The organism is Streptacidiphilus neutrinimicus (assembly GCF_000787815.1).
GTDB lineage: Bacteria > Actinomycetota > Actinomycetes > Streptomycetales > Streptomycetaceae > Streptacidiphilus > Streptacidiphilus neutrinimicus.
On the sequence record NZ_BBPO01000032.1, the window covers coordinates 21,507 to 35,688 of the forward strand.

Genomic DNA, 14,182 nt, shown 5'->3' on the forward strand with positions numbered 1-14,182 from the left:
GACACGGGGCGCATCGATGCCGCCCGCGCGCCCCGGCGCGCGCGGGTGCGCAGGGTGGGACGGACCACCGGCGTCGGCTGCCCCTGCGGTACGGGCGCGGGCGTGCGGGACCCCGGTGCCGGTTGCCAGTGACGCCGGCGTACGGCGGAGAAGTGGGGAGAGGCCGGCCGGGAACGGGCAGGGAAGTTGGCCGACGCGGGAGATGCAGGCCGGACGGGCCGCCCGCGCGCGAAGACCGGGGGTTACAGGCTCCCCGGGTATGGAGTCGGGATACTCAAGCGCGCGGAGAAATGGGCTGCGACCTGCGGCTTTCCACCCGTCGGGGGTATCCCGTCTGTGGGTGGACGGGGTGGTGGACACCCAGTCTGGACGGGGGTGGTTGGACGGGGCGCTGGCCTTTGCCGACTGAGGGGAGCCTCAGCGTGGCGCTCCGGGACGGGCGGCAAGGTGTCCCCGGCCTCGGAGGAGGTCTTCGAAGGCGCGGTTGGTGGCAGGCGTCAGGCGCGTGTCGATTTCGCTGAGCGCGCGTGTCATCAGGTCCCTCGTGCGGCTGATGGCCGCGAGATTGCCTGTGCGCGCGTGGAGCTGAGCCTGCTCGAGGTAGAGCGCCTCGTCCGTCGGCGCGAGTGACACGGCCTGCTGAAGCCGGGACAGGGCTTCATCGATGCCTTCGGCAGTGCGAGCCAGCTCGGTCAGTGCCGCGACGGCTTGGACGCGCGCGTGCTCGCGGTAGGCGTCAATCCAGCCGAACGTGCTGCCGGCGCACAGCTCGCCCCGGTGCAGTGCTGCTGCTCGCTCACGCGCGGTGCGTCGGGCTTCGGGGGTCGAGGCGGCGTCTGCTTCGCGTCGGGCCAGGTGGAAGGCCGCGAGGTCGCTCTTGAAGTGCTGTGGGTCCAGGTGCCAGCGACCGGTGCCGTTGCCGAGGATCAACTGTGCGCCGGGTCCGGCACCGAGGGCTTCGCGCAGGCGAGCGCGGGCGTTGCTGGAGGTGCGATAGAAGGTGTCCCTGGCGCTTGTGCCGTCGCGGTCGGGCCACAGGTCTTGCCAGATGCTGTCGCCGGTCACTCCTTCGTCGTGGACGGCGAGGTAGGCGAGCAGTTCCGCGATCTTGCCTCGCGACAGGCCGGCGTTCTGGGTCCCGTTGACGTGCACGGTGAACGGTCCGAGGAGCGTGAGGGTGATCGGCGCGACGTGGGGCGCAGGCGGGTCGAGGACTTGGCAGAGGCTGACAAGGGAGGCAGGGTGGCGGTCGTCGGCCGGAGCCTGATCCGTTGAATTCGCAGGCGGGCCGGCTGGTTGCGGGATTTCGGTTACCGATGTCGCAGTGGTAGATGAATCATCTGAATCCGCCTCGGTGTCGCTTTCCGGTCTTGGGTCCGATGGAGGGTCATTTTCTGGATCCGGCGGATTCTCTCGGGCTGAGCCATCGCTTTCCGTGCCGTCCGGATCTGAGCCCGCGGGGAGCTCCTCTCCCCGGTGCGCGACGTGTTCTGCGGTCTGGAGCAGCCGGACGAAAGCCTGCGCACCTTCGACGCGCAGGTGGAAGAGGCGTAGCGGGCCGGCCGTCACGCCGTGCAGGCGGGCGGTGCCGTCGTGGTGGACTTCGACGGTCGCGCCTTCGTCGAGTTCCGTGTCCAGGAGGATCGTGCTGACTCCGAGCCCGGCGCCGACGTCGAGCATGGACAGGAGCCGACGCCGCTGGCGATCCGCTAGCTGACCGGTGACCAGATACAGCGGCGGGGACGGAGTGTGCGTGTCCTGGTCTTGCTGGTCGCGCACGCGGCCGATCAGGAGCTCCTCAAGGCGGGCGAGGGCGTCCTCGATGTCGTCCGCGACGGTGATCTGCACGGGCAGAACGGCAGGAGCCTCCATGCCGAGAAGCCGCCGAAGGTCGTCGGCGGTGCTGATGACACTGGCAGGGCTCGTGTGCGGCATGAGGATGTGGAGCAGCAGGGCGCGGACCGCGTCGTGCGCACCGGGGCCGGTGGCCGACAGCGCGCGGACCGGCAGGTCGTGAAGCAGTGCGTCCAGCGTGAGCAGGTCTTTGCCTTGCTCGCCGAGCGGTACTCCAGGGAGGAACTGCTCCTGCGGGGTGAGGTTCTCCTGGACCTGAAGGGCACGGAGGTCTGCGACCAGGGGGTGGTGCTCGGCGCGCTGCTTGATCTGTTCGAGCGTCGGCGGTTCCTCGCCATCCGGTACGCGGACGATGCGGCGACGCTTGATCTGGAGCGCGTTCACGGCCAGCGCTGTGGCGAGGGCGACGGAGACGTACCCGGCCTCGCGGGGGAGTCGGAGCCCGTGAGGTGTCCGGATGGCGGCATGCTGCGGCGCGGGAGAGCTGTGGTGGTCCTCCGCCCCTGATGGCTCCGGCCTCGACACGGATCCACTGCCGTCGGGAGAAGTTGATGACGCGCTACCGGACGTGGTCCGTGGGGTCGGCGCGGAGACCGGAGGCCGCTGCCTGTCCGGCAGGTCCAACGTCCAGCCCGGGTAGATGAGGTTCGGGTCGAGGAATCGTCGGCCGTCGGCTTCGGTGTCGTGCGTGTTGAGTGCGTAGATCTCCGGCCAGCGCAGGGGGTCACCCAGGCGGGAGTCCGCCAGATGCCACAGAGTGTCACCGGGCCGGACGACCAAGCGGGACGGGCCGTTCTCGTCGGGCGTCGTGAGGAGCGGGGCGGTGGCGGCGGTTGGAGCGGCGCCGATCTGGCTGCCCTCCGCCGACGCGTCCGGTGCCGGGGTGCGGGCGGAGGCGAGCAGGGCGACGAGGACGCCGCCGATAAGCAGCGAGCCGAGCGTGCGGCGTGCCGTCACCAGTGCGATGCCCCTCGGCCCGCGTAGGGCGGAGAAGTGCCGCAGCGCCCAGCACACTTCGAGGAGCACGCTGACGGCCAGCACGCCCCAGGTGATCCAGCCGGCGAGCGCGAGGACGGCGAACAGCAGCCGGTCGTCGATCGGCTGCTCCACCGCAGCGATGACCTCCGACGAGCCGGGCAGGTGATCTCCCAGCGCAGCGGACAGCCGCGGCGTGCCGACGAGGAGCAGTGGCAACGCCGTCAGCAGTGCTACGACGAACGCCGCCTGGACGACCCCGGAGAGCGCCGAGCGCAGTTGTCCGGCACGGTGGCTCGCTAGGCGAGAGGTGCGGCGGGTCGGCTGGTTCACGGGGCGCTCTGCTCCGCGTGCGCGGTGGTGCTGGCATGGACGGTGAGGCTGGAGATGCCGACCAGGGTCAGCAGGTGCGTGGGCACGGTTCGGGTGACGGACACCGTGATGTCGTCCGTGCCGACAGTGACCTTCCCGGCGACGCCGACCTGAGCCAGGTAGGCACGTGCGTCCTGTGCCGCGGCGGAGGGGCGCAACCGCACCGTGCCGCTGGAGCGCAGTGCGCTGAGGTCCAGGGCCTGGGCGCCGGCGCGGGCGGCATCCTGGGCTTCGCCCAGAGCCTGCACCTTCGCGGCCAGCGCCTGGCCGAGGTCGACCGTGATCGCCAGGAACAGCAGCACACCGGTCAGCGCGACGACGGTGAACGCGGTCACCGATCCGTCGTCGACTCCACCTGAGCGCAGCGCATGACGCCTGCTCTGGTAGATCACGAACCTCGGGCTCATCTACTGCCTCCCGTCAGCGACGTACTCGTAGGAGTCGACGGGCACTGAGGCCGTCGAACGGGACACGTGACTACCCGGGAGCGGAAGCCCCAGGTCGGACAGCTCGGTGGTGCAGGCGACGGTGACGGCAACGGCGCCGCCTGCCGTGAAGCGGCTGGTGTCGGCCGTGACGTCGATGCTCCGGCAGGCGCGACCGGTTTCCAGAAGAGCGGCACGCGCGGTCTGGTCCGCGACCTGCTGCGCCCGGCCGGGCAGGCGCAGCAACGACGCTGCTCGTGCCGCCTGCTGTGCGGCGGAGGCGACATCGAGGCGGGCGTTGACCAGCCGCCCCAGTGCGACGGCGCAGAGCAGAAGCAGCAGCAGAGCTGGGGCGACCAGCATGACTTCGACGCTCGCGGAGCCGCGGTCGCGCGGGTCTTCGGGAGCACGTTGAGGCTTTGGCACGAAGATTCCTCGAACTGGGGCCGCAGGTACGGAAATGGCGGTCAAGGCGCCGGCGCCGCGACCCGTTCGACCGGACCCGCGGCCCGGGCGGTCACGGGCAGGTGCAGTCCCGGGAACACACTCAGGACCTGGCCGTGGATCACCGCGGTCACCTGGTCGGGCGTCCGGACCACCGTCACTCCCGCGTTCTGGAGTACGTCGCCGCCCAGTTCGCTGAGCGCCTGCGCCCCGGCGCTACGCCCGTCGGCCGCTGAGCCGTCCTCCGTCTGGGCCTGGGCGAGCGCAGCTGTGGCGGCGGCTTTGGCGATGTGCGACGCGTGCTCCAGCAGCGCGAACTGCACGACGCCCATCAGGAGCAGCATCAACAGGACCATCGCCAGGGCGGTCTCGACCGTCGCCGAGCCCTCGTCCCGCGGCGACGCGTCCTCGGCATCCGGTACAGGCGGCAGTTGTCCGCCGCTGGGGTTGCGCTTCATCACGGGTTCCTCGCTTCACCGGGGTCACATGTTGATGCTGTTGACCTTGGCGATGACCTTCGCGCTGATCACGCCGATAACGGTGATGGCGAGGATGACCAGCAGGGCGGTGACGATGACGGCCTCGGTGCTGTAGCCGTCGTCACCGAGGTCCTTGAGCCGCGCGGCGAGAGCGCGGAGACGGGCGGTGGCGTACGCGAGTTCGTGGTGCATGACGGTCCTGGTTCCTTGAATGCCGCAATGGGGAAGGGGAGTTCGGTCAGAGGGACTGCATGGCGTGGGCCAGTGAGGGGTAGGCGAGGAGGCCGAGGAAGCCGGTCATCATCAGGGCGACGGGGATCGCCATCCGCTCCGTCGCCGAGGAGGCCGCCGCTTCGGCGTCCGCGAGCAGGTGGGCGCGCAGCGAGGACGCCTTGGCCATGAGGGTGTTGCGGACACGGGCTCCCTCGCCGCCGGCAAGCGCGATCGAGCAGGCGAGCTCGTCCAGGTCGGCGACTCCCAGGCGCAGTCCGAGGTCGCGGAGCCGGTCCCAGGGCGGGGTGCGCGTGATCTCTGCCTCGCGCAGGACGAGGCGGAAGGCGTCGAAGGCCTCCCCTTCCCCCTCCATGGCGGCGTCGCGCAGCGCCTGCTCGACGCCCGCGCCTCCGGACAACGCGACGCCGGTCATGTCCAGCCAGGCCGAGAGCGCGTGGCGCACCGTGTGCCGCCACTCCGCGGCGGTGGAGCGAAGCGCAAGGTCGGGGGAGAAGAAGCCCGCCGCCGCGAGCAGCAGGGCGAATCCACACGGAGCCGTCCACACCGGTTGGATGCCGAGGACGCTGACCGCCAGACGCAGGGGCCAGGGGGCGATCAACCCGAGGACCGCGGCCAGGGCCTTCTCCGCCAGATGACGCTCGACGGGCTTGCCCAGCGAGGCGAGGTCCGCCCTCGCCTTCGGCCCCGGCAGTCCGCAAGCGGCCAGGGCCGGAGCGAACCGCGAGCCGAGCCGTCCGGCCCAGCCCTCCGCGATCCCCATCACCTCAGGAGTGGGCACCGTCCGCTCACCGCGCGCCGCGGCTGGGGCCGGCGCTGTGAGACGGGCGACCTCGACGGAGAGCGGGACGCGCTGCGGCCGCAGAGCGGCCACGGCCATCCACAAGCCGCCGCCGACGGCAGCGGACAGAAGCAGCACGAGCATCGTCATCGCGAACCTCCTGCGGACGGGACGAGTGCACCGGAGCCCGAGGTCAGCAGGCGCGGACCTTCGCGGAACCGGGCCAGGCGCCGGATCATCGCGAATCCTGCGGCGAAGACCAGCGCGATCCACAGCAGGACCAGTTGTCCGGCCGCGGTGCCGAAGGGGGACATGAAGGACGCGTCCAGCAGCATCAGGCCGACCGGCATGGCCAGGGCGACGCCGGTGATGATCCGCTGCGCCGTGCGGACCCGCGCCTGCGAGGTGTGCACGCGGAGCCGGGCACGGGCCTGCTCGCGCGTGGTGTCGGCGAGTGCGGCGAGCAGCTCGGTCAGCCGGCCGGACTGCCGACGCGACGCCGTCACCAGCGCCACGACCACCAGGTCCGCCAGCGGGTCGGCGAGCTCGTTCGCGAACTCCCGCAGAGCGGTCGCCAGCGGCACGCCTCCGTCCATCCGCGCCACCATGGCTCCCACCTGGGGGCGGATCGGCACGGGGGCCAGCGGGCCGGTGGCGCGGACCGCCTGTGTGAGTCCGGCAGCGGCAGACAGGGTGTCGCGCAGTTGCTCCGTCCAGGCCGCCACGGCCTCGACCTGAGCCAGCCGCTGCCGGTGTTCCCGATCGGGGCCGAGCAGGCCTGGTAGCGCCCACGCCGCCCAGGCGGCGATCAGCCCGAGCACCGGCCACCCTGAAACGGCCGCTGCAGCGACGCCGGTAGCCGCGCAGACCAAGACCCGCAGCCCCGCGGGGTTCCTGCCGAGTCCATGGCTGCGCTTGCGGCCCCCAATCAGGGCTTCTCGTGGAAGCAGCCTGGTGAGCGGGATGCCGGCCACCCCGCAGTACGCGGTGACCACTCCCACACCCAGCAGCGCGCCGCACCCCGTCGCGGCAAAGGTGTCCCAGGAGGACATCAACCCACCGTCCTCGTCGTGGTAGACGTCATCGAAGTTGTCGTTCCTTCTGGTGTGTTGGACAAGAGAGCGGTCAGCGGCCGTAGCCGGGTAGGAGCTGGTCCAGGAGTTCGCGCAGGTGCGGGGACGGTGGAGCTGCGCGGCGGGCGCGTCGGTCGGGGCCTGGTTCCCACAGCTCGTTGGAGATGATCTGCACACCGTCGGCGTCGATGATCTCCCGCACCGAGGAGACCACCCGCGTGCCGTCCGTGGCCCGCGACAGCTGCACCACGACGTGCAGCGAGGACGCGATCAGCTGGTTGGTGGCCTCCACCGTCAGCTTCTCCGGGCCTTGGGCGGCGTAGGCGGCCAGCTTCATGAACGCGCCCCGTGAAGTCGCCGCGTGGATCGAGGACATCGAGCCCTCGTTGCCGACGGAGAACGCGTTGAGCATCGCGACCACTTCGGGTCCGCGGCATTCACCGACGATGACCCGGTCCGGGCTCATCCGCAGTGACCAGCGCACCAGCTCCGCCTGCGTGATCTCGCCGACGCCCTCCAGGTTCGCCTCCCTGGCCTGCAACGGGACCACGTTGCGATGGCGGCCGTTGCGGTGGAGGTTCAGCTCCAGGGTGTCCTCGATCGTGATGATTCGCTCGCTCGGGTCCGTCTCGTTCAGACAGGCGGACATGACCGTGGTCTTGCCCACTCCCGGTCCGCCGGCGAACAGCATGCTCAGCCGGGCGCGGACCATCAGGCGTAGTTCCTCCGCCAGTTCGCGGTTCATCATGCCCAGGCCCACGAGGTCCTCCAGCGTGGCCGTGCGCAACCTGTGTCGGCGGATCGACAGCGTCGGGGTGCCGTGCGCGTCGAACGCGGCGAAGAGGCGGGACCCGTCCGGCAACTGCGCCGAGAGGAACGGGCTGGCGCGGTCGAACCGCCGCTCCTCGGCGCCGCAGGACACGGCCACCTGTCGCACCATCTCCGTCAACGCTTCGACGGAGTCGGCGGCTTGGCGGTCCAGCCGTTCGCGACGGCTTCCGGCGTAGTGGACGAACACGTGCTCAAGGTCATTGACGAGGATGTCCTCCACCTCGCTGTCCGCGAGCAGGTCCCCGAGGGTGCCCAGCACCGTCATCCCCGCGCGGACCTCGTCGCAGACCCTGGCCTCCGTCTCCTCGTCCAGCGGCGACTCGGCCCGCCGAAGTCGTGCGACCGCGTCCTGCCGCAGCTCCTGCTGGAGCAGTTGCTCGGCCAGTGCCCAGCGGGCTTCCGACGTAAGGCCACGCGACCCGGCCTGCTGCTCTGCTGCCACGAGCTGCCGGCCGATCCTCGTGCGGAACTCCGTGGCGAGAGTCCGGGCCGCCTCGTCCGTCACGCTCACGAGCCGCCCCGCAAGGCCGGCGGCCCCACCTCCAGGAGTGCGCGCGGAGCCGTCCCGTCGGTGCCGAGCAGCCGTTCCAGCTCACGGGCCAGGGCCGACGCAGCCGTGACCAACGGATACTCGGGCCGTCGGGGCCGTCCTGTGAGCCAGCCCTCGAAGGGGGCACGCCGCCCTGGCAGGCCACCGGTCCACTGGCCGCGCAGCACCGCCGCGGTGAACGGATCCCACGGCAGGCGGACCACGCCGGCCGCGCCGAGCGCGCGCAGGACCTCCCGGTCGCTCTCCGGACAGTCGCCGACCACGGCGATCACCGTGGGCAGCCCTCGCTCCGACGCCCGCCGCGCGATCAGGGCCCCGTAAAGCAGCGCGTGCCGGTGGCCCCGCGTGACCAGCACGAGGGCGTCAGCGCATCCCCACACTCCGTGCGGCAGGGGGAGGGAAGGGTCGAGCCGGCCGATGTCGACCAACCACGGCAACGGTCCCGTCCGGGCCGACTCCCACTGCGGGGCCAGTTCCTCCAGGGCGGCCTTCGCCTGACCGGGATGCAGCGGCGCGGTGACCACGGGGACGCCACCCACCAGTTGGCCGGCGAACTCCATTACCTTGCCGTGGAGCAGGCCCTCCCGCCGCGCGATGCCCGCGACCGTCACCAGACCGGCCTCACCACCGGGATTGATCACCTGCTGAAGGACTCCGCCCGCCGGATCCGCCTCCCACACCAGTGGTCGTCCCAGATCCGATCGCCAGGCGGCCGACGTCGCACCGACGACAGTCGTCACTCCGGGCGAACCTGTCACGGCGCCGAAGGCGGCGATCCGCCGCATCCCGGGCGCGCTCACTGGTTCGCTCCGGACCGCGCGCCGGTCAGCACCACAGCGGGGGCCGCCATCGACGCCAGCCGCAGCGCCTCCGCGTCGGCAACGGATACCGTGAGCACGATCGACCCCGCTCCACTCGCCGTGTCCGCGGCCTGCTGAACGGACAGCACTGAAGCCTCGACCGCCTGACTCTCCGCCCCGGACACCGTCGGCGAGGACGAACTCCCGGTGTCCTCGATCCGCACCAAGTCGCCGACGCCCAACGCCGGGTAGTGACCCTCCTTGACCACCAGCGACACCGCGTCCTGTCCCGTCGCCAGAGCGGAGGCGTCGACGAGCGCGGCCGTCAGCAGCGTCCCGGCGGGCAACGAGGCCGCAGCCCGGTGCCCGACGACCACGTCGGTCTCCGATGCTGCGAGCGCCGGAACCCCCGGCAGTGAGGACGCGTTCACGACCCGCACGTCCCCCGGACCGATCACCTGCCCGAAGGACACGGAACGCGCCAGCGCCAGCACCTCGGTCCGCTGCTGCGTCGCCGACCACAACGCCATGCCGGCCCCGGCCGCGACGACGACCGTCGCCACGCCGGCGGCTGCGCGAACCAACGACCGTCGACGTTCCTGGCCGGCCTGTTCAAGGCCGGTCGCGACCTGGGCCGCCCAGTCGTCGTTCTCAGGCTGCGGCTTCTGCCGCTGCGCCACGAGGCGCATGCCAACCTCCTGGATCGGTACAAGGGATGTAGAAGAGGGAGGGGGAGGGGTGATGGGTCAGCGCGTCTGGTTGCCCGTCACCAAGGAGTGGACCTCGTCCACCCGGACCTGGCTCGTCGTCGTGGAGGACAGGTCAGGGAACACGCCCTGCTGGCCACCACCGGCCCAGTCCACGCGCCAGTGCACCCGGGCCGTGACCGCATAGGCCCCACCCGGCTGATCCGCCGATGGACGCAGGAAGACGTGCCCGCAGTCGGGAGACGCCGCTGCGGGATTGTCGCCAGGCCGCCAAGGCGTGCCCGGCCCAGCGCATGTGACCTGCGTCCCGTCTCCCAGATCCCACTGCACGGACGTCGGCGTCGCCGTCGCGGTCACGCTCACACCGGGGACCTGCGCCGTGGCCCTGACCGGATCCCACTGGACCGGTGCGATCCACATCCACGTCGGCACCCGGACGACCTGGAATCCGGCCGGGCTGAACGACACCTGCGGAGACGGCAGCACGAGCTGACTCTCGGCCTGCCGGGCCACGACGACCGGGCTCAAAGCTGGAGCGGGTTGTCCTGCCGGAGCCCACAGAGGCAGGGCGGGCCCACCGAGCATGCCCTGATCGAAACCCTTGCCGCAGTCGAGGCGATACCACTGCCCCCTCGACCCGTCGGCCGCCGTCGTGATCCCACCCGCCGGTACGTAAGCGCAGACCGGAGCCGAGCCGGAGGACTTCGAGGAGCCCGAGACCGAGTCCTGTGAGGTGGTGCTCGCCGCCCCGAACGCGCAGCTGTTGGCTTGGCATGCCGCGCTGACGTGGGAGTGCACTCCGCCGTCGGCGGAGGCGGCAGTCGGCACCACGCCCGTCAGCGCAGCAGAGGCAAGGAGGACCGCCGCGAGCCTCAGCACGAGCCGACCTCGCCGATCATCTGCTGACTCACCAACCAACGCTGCCAGCCTGTGTCGTAGGTGACGACGGCCTCACTGCGGTGACGTCCACCGGGGGTGTCGTTGGCCGGCTTGCCCGTCGCAGCCACGTACTGCAGCCAGTCGCCGTCGTCGACGCAGTCGGCGATCTCGACGCGCGTCGGCTGCTCCGCAGGGGACACGGAGACCACCCGAGGTGCGTCCTTCGTCGCACCGCGCAGTACGAGACCTTGGCGCTTGTTCTGGGCCAGGGTCGTGGACCAACTGGAGAGCACGTCGGCCGTCATGTAGCGGCCCAGCTTGGGGTTCTTCCAGTCTGACGTGGCGCCGAGCCGGGCCAGGTCGGTCCACATTCCCTGGTAGGCGGCGAGCGCAGCCTGCGCAGCGGCCTGCTGGGCGGGTGTGCCTTGAGCCGAGGCCCAGGGCGACGGCAGCGCAGGGGCGGGGTGGGCCGATACCCGAGGAGTGGTGCTGCCAACACCACGACTTGCTGACGCAGCGTCGCCGGTGCTTTGCGGCGGCTGCCGGGTGGTACATCCGGTGATGGCTCCCAACGCGGTTGCTGCGACCAGCACCGAAGCCCACAACGGTCGCCTGATCCTCGGCATCATGCGTACGCACCTCCCCAGAGTCGCGGGTCTGCCCGCGTCCGGTTCGCGACTGTCTGTCACGACTGGAGATGCCAGAATGCCCCTGATGTTTCCCGTCTTGTGCGGAAGTCACCCCTGGGTGGTACGGATACGTCTCAATCAACGCTCGTTCAAGGGAAATTCCGGCCCAACTTACGACGGTGGGTTGACGAGGATCACGAGCAGGGCTGCCCCGAACAGGAAGGGACCGAGCGGAATCCGGGCCAACTTCCTGTCGCGGCGCAGAAAGAGAACCGCGACCGTCGCACTGCTGAAGGCGAGCAAGCCAGTCGCCGCCAGCGCCCACCACCCGACGATGCCGAGCACCGGCCCGAGCAGTCCCGCGCACACCTTCACGTCGCCCCAGCCGAGGCCGCCGTGCGAGAGGAGTGCCAGGCCGGCCATGACCAGGCCGGAGGCCAGGCCGGTCGCCAGCGAACGCGAAAGTGGACTCGTGCTCCCGTGAACGGAGCCGGAGGCTGCGAGAAGCGCCAACACGACGGGCGAGGCGGGCAGCACGATGGCGTCGGGGAGGCGGAAGAGCGCCATGTCGAGGACGCTCAGTACGGGGCCGAGCACCGCCAAGACGAGCCATGCTGCTGCCGTCCCCAGCCGAAGCGGGAGTTGTTCCTGCATCAGGGCTGCGATTGCCGCAGTGACCGTCACCACGACCAGCCATCGCCCCCTCAGCACGCTGACGACGGCGCCCATCTCCGCTCGTCGCTGCTTCCGCTGAGCGGGCACAGAAGTCCTTCCGATCAACCACTGGCCCTTATCGCCCTGGTCAGGGTGTCGTGGTGCTCCGCCCAGCGTGGATCGGAGGCCCGAGGTGTTCATGCTCGTCCTGCTCGTCTTGCTCGACACGTTCCGGTACGGCCCGTTCAACGTCACGCTCGTCGCCCGGGACACGCGCTCGTGCCTGCGTCCGGGCCGAGGACGCCATCGACGCCGGCGTCGGCACGCCCGCCCGGTCCTCAACTGGGCTGCGGCATGAACAGCCGCTCGGACTCGAAGAGCGTGACCGTCTGCAACTGGAACGCCGCCACCGCGCAGCCCGCCCGGCTCGCCCGGTCGTGCCTCCGCCCCGAGCTTCTCCGACTGAATCTCAACGAGAGCGTCGTGGACGACGTGCTGCTGGCGGCTTCCGAACTCGTGGCCAACGCGACTGAGCACGCCGCCGGGCCGTACGAACTGCGGCTGCTGAGTGAGGGCAGCGAGTACGTCCTCGAGTGCCACGACAGCAGTCCAGATCTTCCGCCGATCTCGCTGGTCCCGACCGGCCCGCCACCGGATGAGACGACCGGGCAGGCGATGCCCGACTGGGACGAGCTGGGGGAGCGGGGCCGAGGGCTGAGCCTTCTGAGCAGACTGTTCCATGGTTGCCTGTCGGCGAGGCGGACGCCGTCGGGAAAGGCGGTGTTCGTCGCCTTCGGGGCCGGTGTCCCGTGGTGAAGGACCTTGAGCGAGCCGCGTGATCCGGCGCGTGCGTCAGCCGCTTGCCAGGGAGGAGGCCGGGGAACGCGTCGTCCCTTCACCCAGGTCCGGCGCCCCGGTTGTTGATTCCGCCTGCTTCGCCTTCCCGGCGTCGGTGTCAGCGCAGCGTGATACTTCTGGAAGTCGGCATCGTCGACGGCCAGGGGGAGGGCGACGTGGATCTGCGGGAGCGTTACCAGGGGCTCTGTGACGGGGTGCTGTATGCGGCCGAGACGGCGGAGGACATGTACCGGCTCGGCGGGATCGACAACCTCTTGGTTCCCCGGCTGCGCGAGACCGTCGAACGGCTCCGGCCACTGGTGGACAGTGCCGACAGTCGACGTGACCTGGCGGAGGACGCCGCCCGCCTCATCCGTCTCGGCCACGACTACCTGGAGCTGCGCCGCAGCCTTTTCGGTGACATGACCTGGCTCGGTCCTGAGCCACCGTGGCGGATCTTCGGCAAGGGCCCGACGGCGCTCGCGGTGCGGGCCCGGAAGACCGTGATCGCCAGAGACCTGCCTGCCTATCTGCTCGCCCGTGCCACGGCCGACGCGGACGGTCGCGAATCCTGGTCTTTCACGATCTTGGACCGCCCCGCCTGGGCGAACGAGCCGGGCCGCACCTGGACGGTGTCCCTCTTCGGCGAGCCGGACTCCGGCGAGCGCACCCTCCACGCCCCGCCCGACATCGAAGAGCGGCGTACCGAGTACCAGGAGCTGCTGTATGGCTTCCACGCCCTGGGCATCACGGTGCGCCCCGGGATGCTGTTCCAACTCGATCGCTGATCGCTGACCGGTCGCTGCGCGCGGGTGAGCGGCTTCCTAGCGCGGCGCTGCGAGGGAGCGGGGCCGATGCGGTGCTGACGGTCGCCAGGGGTCGGGCACCTCACGGCGGCACGCCCGCCGTCGACAGAGACACGCACCAGCCAGGTTCGCCTGTTCGGCGCAACCCAGCATGCCTGTGCACCGGACAACGGCTCTGATGGAACCGCGGGGGCGGAATGTGCTGCCCGAGATGGATGCTGCTGAGGCGGAGGTGGATGATGACCCCGCCTGCTGCCGGGGAGACGCGCCGTTATCGCCTGTCGTCGTATGCCGACGAGGTACGCCCGCTCTATGAGGCGAAGGACCCGGCCCACGACTTCGTGCACATCGAGCGGATCCTCGCGCGCGTCGAACTGCTGGCCGAGGGGGAGGCCCCGAGATGGGATCTGCTGTACTTCCTGGTCTGCTTCCACGGCCTGGTCCCGAGGATGGCGGACTCCGGCTTCCGTCAGGGGACCGCGCAGTTCTTGGAAGGCCTCGGCTGGAACCCCGCCGAGGCGGATGAGGGCGTTGCGGCGTTGGAGCGCCATCTGACCGGGCCGGTGTCCCTGGAGGAGCAACTGGTGCACGACGCCAACTACTGGGAAGCGATCGGTCCCTTCGGCATCGCCAAGGCGTTCACGACCGGAGGCGCGCGCGGTCAGCGGATCGAGGAGACGCTCCGGCTCGCAAGGGTATTTGTGGACCGTCCGGTGTTCCGGACATCCACGGCCCGGCGCCTCGCCCCTGCTCGTCGGGCATACGCCCACAGCTTCCTGGACGAACTGGAGCGGGAGCTGAACAGCCCGTGGTGCCGAACGGCCGCTGAGGCGTCCGGCACCACGGGGGGCTGAA

At 70.7% G+C, this 14,182-nt stretch carries 15 protein-coding genes; 3 read left to right on the top strand and 12 right to left on the bottom strand.

The window, feature by feature from the left end; genetic code table 11:
* Positions 1 to 417: 417 nt before the first annotated feature.
* From TR48_RS46370 to TR48_RS20745, 12 genes are all read right to left on the bottom strand, one after another.
* Positions 418 to 2,895: a BTAD domain-containing putative transcriptional regulator gene (locus TR48_RS46370; RefSeq protein ID WP_268873588.1), complete on the bottom strand. Its 2,478-nt coding sequence runs from the start codon at positions 2,893 to 2,895 to the stop codon at positions 418 to 420.
* Positions 2,896 to 3,158: 263 nt separating this feature from the next.
* On the bottom strand, positions 3,159 to 3,608 hold the full coding sequence (locus TR48_RS20690; protein ID WP_201777143.1) for a hypothetical protein: 450 nt from the start codon (positions 3,606 to 3,608) through the stop codon (positions 3,159 to 3,161).
* Positions 3,609 to 4,052 (bottom strand): TadE/TadG family type IV pilus assembly protein, encoded by a 444-nt coding sequence (locus TR48_RS20695; protein ID WP_042369517.1) that lies wholly within the window; start codon positions 4,050 to 4,052, stop codon positions 3,609 to 3,611. It abuts the gene before it with no gap.
* 41 nt (positions 4,053 to 4,093) lie between these two features.
* Positions 4,094 to 4,528 (bottom strand): TadE/TadG family type IV pilus assembly protein, encoded by a 435-nt coding sequence (locus TR48_RS20700; RefSeq protein WP_052442833.1) that lies wholly within the window; start codon positions 4,526 to 4,528, stop codon positions 4,094 to 4,096.
* 24 nt (positions 4,529 to 4,552) lie between these two features.
* On the bottom strand, positions 4,553 to 4,741 hold the full coding sequence (locus TR48_RS20705) for a hypothetical protein (RefSeq protein ID WP_042369519.1): 189 nt from the start codon (positions 4,739 to 4,741) through the stop codon (positions 4,553 to 4,555).
* 46 nt (positions 4,742 to 4,787) lie between these two features.
* Complete coding sequence (locus TR48_RS20710) at positions 4,788 to 5,711, bottom strand: type II secretion system F family protein (protein WP_042369520.1); 924 nt, start codon at positions 5,709 to 5,711, stop codon at positions 4,788 to 4,790.
* Entirely contained in the window at positions 5,708 to 6,613 is a 906-nt protein-coding gene (locus tag TR48_RS20715) for a type II secretion system F family protein (protein ID WP_084729596.1), read from the bottom strand. The genes TR48_RS20710 and TR48_RS20715 overlap by 4 nt, the downstream gene beginning before the upstream one ends.
* Before the next feature lie 73 nt (positions 6,614 to 6,686).
* Positions 6,687 to 7,976, bottom strand: coding sequence for a TadA family conjugal transfer-associated ATPase (locus TR48_RS20720; protein ID WP_042369522.1), 1,290 nt, complete (start codon positions 7,974 to 7,976; stop codon positions 6,687 to 6,689).
* Positions 7,973 to 8,656, bottom strand: a complete 684-nt coding sequence (locus TR48_RS20725) for a hypothetical protein (RefSeq protein ID WP_152628066.1) — start codon at positions 8,654 to 8,656, stop codon at positions 7,973 to 7,975. Before TR48_RS20725 ends, TR48_RS20720 begins: the two co-directional genes overlap by 4 nt.
* Before the next feature lie 155 nt (positions 8,657 to 8,811).
* Positions 8,812 to 9,504: an SAF domain-containing protein gene (locus TR48_RS39040; RefSeq protein ID WP_052442835.1), complete on the bottom strand. Its 693-nt coding sequence runs from the start codon at positions 9,502 to 9,504 to the stop codon at positions 8,812 to 8,814.
* Positions 9,505 to 10,394: 890 nt separating this feature from the next.
* Complete coding sequence (locus TR48_RS20740; RefSeq protein WP_042369528.1) at positions 10,395 to 10,772, bottom strand: hypothetical protein; 378 nt, start codon at positions 10,770 to 10,772, stop codon at positions 10,395 to 10,397.
* 429 nt (positions 10,773 to 11,201) lie between these two features.
* Positions 11,202 to 11,759 carry an A24 family peptidase gene (locus tag TR48_RS20745; RefSeq protein ID WP_052442837.1) on the bottom strand — a complete coding sequence of 186 codons (558 nt, stop codon included), beginning with the start codon at positions 11,757 to 11,759 and terminating at the stop codon, positions 11,202 to 11,204.
* A gap of 279 nt (positions 11,760 to 12,038) precedes the next feature.
* Between TR48_RS20745 and TR48_RS39045 the strand changes: the two genes are divergently transcribed.
* The 3 genes from TR48_RS39045 to TR48_RS20760 all read left to right on the top strand — a co-directional run bounded on the left by TR48_RS39045 (position 12,039) and on the right by TR48_RS20760 (position 14,181).
* Positions 12,039 to 12,500: an ATP-binding protein gene (locus TR48_RS39045; protein ID WP_052442838.1), complete on the top strand. Its 462-nt coding sequence runs from the start codon at positions 12,039 to 12,041 to the stop codon at positions 12,498 to 12,500.
* A 101-nt stretch (positions 12,501 to 12,601) separates the two neighbouring features.
* Positions 12,602 to 13,309, top strand: coding sequence for a hypothetical protein (locus tag TR48_RS39050; RefSeq protein WP_161789868.1), 708 nt, complete (start codon positions 12,602 to 12,604; stop codon positions 13,307 to 13,309).
* 254 nt (positions 13,310 to 13,563) lie between these two features.
* A complete protein-coding gene (locus tag TR48_RS20760; protein ID WP_152628068.1) occupies positions 13,564 to 14,181 on the top strand; it encodes an HD domain-containing protein in 618 nt (205 codons plus the stop codon).
* Position 14,182: the final 1 nt, after the last annotated feature.

Bases quoted from the DNA above. Each gene is read 5' to 3' on its own strand.
- TR48_RS20690 (WP_201777143.1), bottom strand. From the start codon at position 3,608: ATGAGCCCGAGGTTCGTGATCTACCAGAGCAGGCGTCATGCGCTGCGC.
- TR48_RS20700 (WP_052442833.1), bottom strand. From the start codon at position 4,528: ATGAAGCGCAACCCCAGCGGCGGACAACTGCCGCCTGTACCGGATGCC.
- TR48_RS20705 (WP_042369519.1), bottom strand. From the start codon at position 4,741: ATGCACCACGAACTCGCGTACGCCACCGCCCGTCTCCGCGCTCTCGCC.
- TR48_RS20710 (WP_042369520.1), bottom strand. From the start codon at position 5,711: ATGACGATGCTCGTGCTGCTTCTGTCCGCTGCCGTCGGCGGCGGCTTG.
- TR48_RS20715 (WP_084729596.1), bottom strand. From the start codon at position 6,613: ATGTCCTCCTGGGACACCTTTGCCGCGACGGGGTGCGGCGCGCTGCTG.
- TR48_RS39040 (WP_052442835.1), bottom strand. From the start codon at position 9,504: ATGCGCCTCGTGGCGCAGCGGCAGAAGCCGCAGCCTGAGAACGACGAC.
- TR48_RS20740 (WP_042369528.1), bottom strand. From the start codon at position 10,772: ATGTGGACCGACCTGGCCCGGCTCGGCGCCACGTCAGACTGGAAGAAC.
- TR48_RS20745 (WP_052442837.1), bottom strand. From the start codon at position 11,759: ATGGGCGCCGTCGTCAGCGTGCTGAGGGGGCGATGGCTGGTCGTGGTG.
- TR48_RS39045 (WP_052442838.1), top strand. From the start codon at position 12,039: ATGAACAGCCGCTCGGACTCGAAGAGCGTGACCGTCTGCAACTGGAAC.
- TR48_RS20760 (WP_152628068.1), top strand. From the start codon at position 13,564: ATGATGACCCCGCCTGCTGCCGGGGAGACGCGCCGTTATCGCCTGTCG.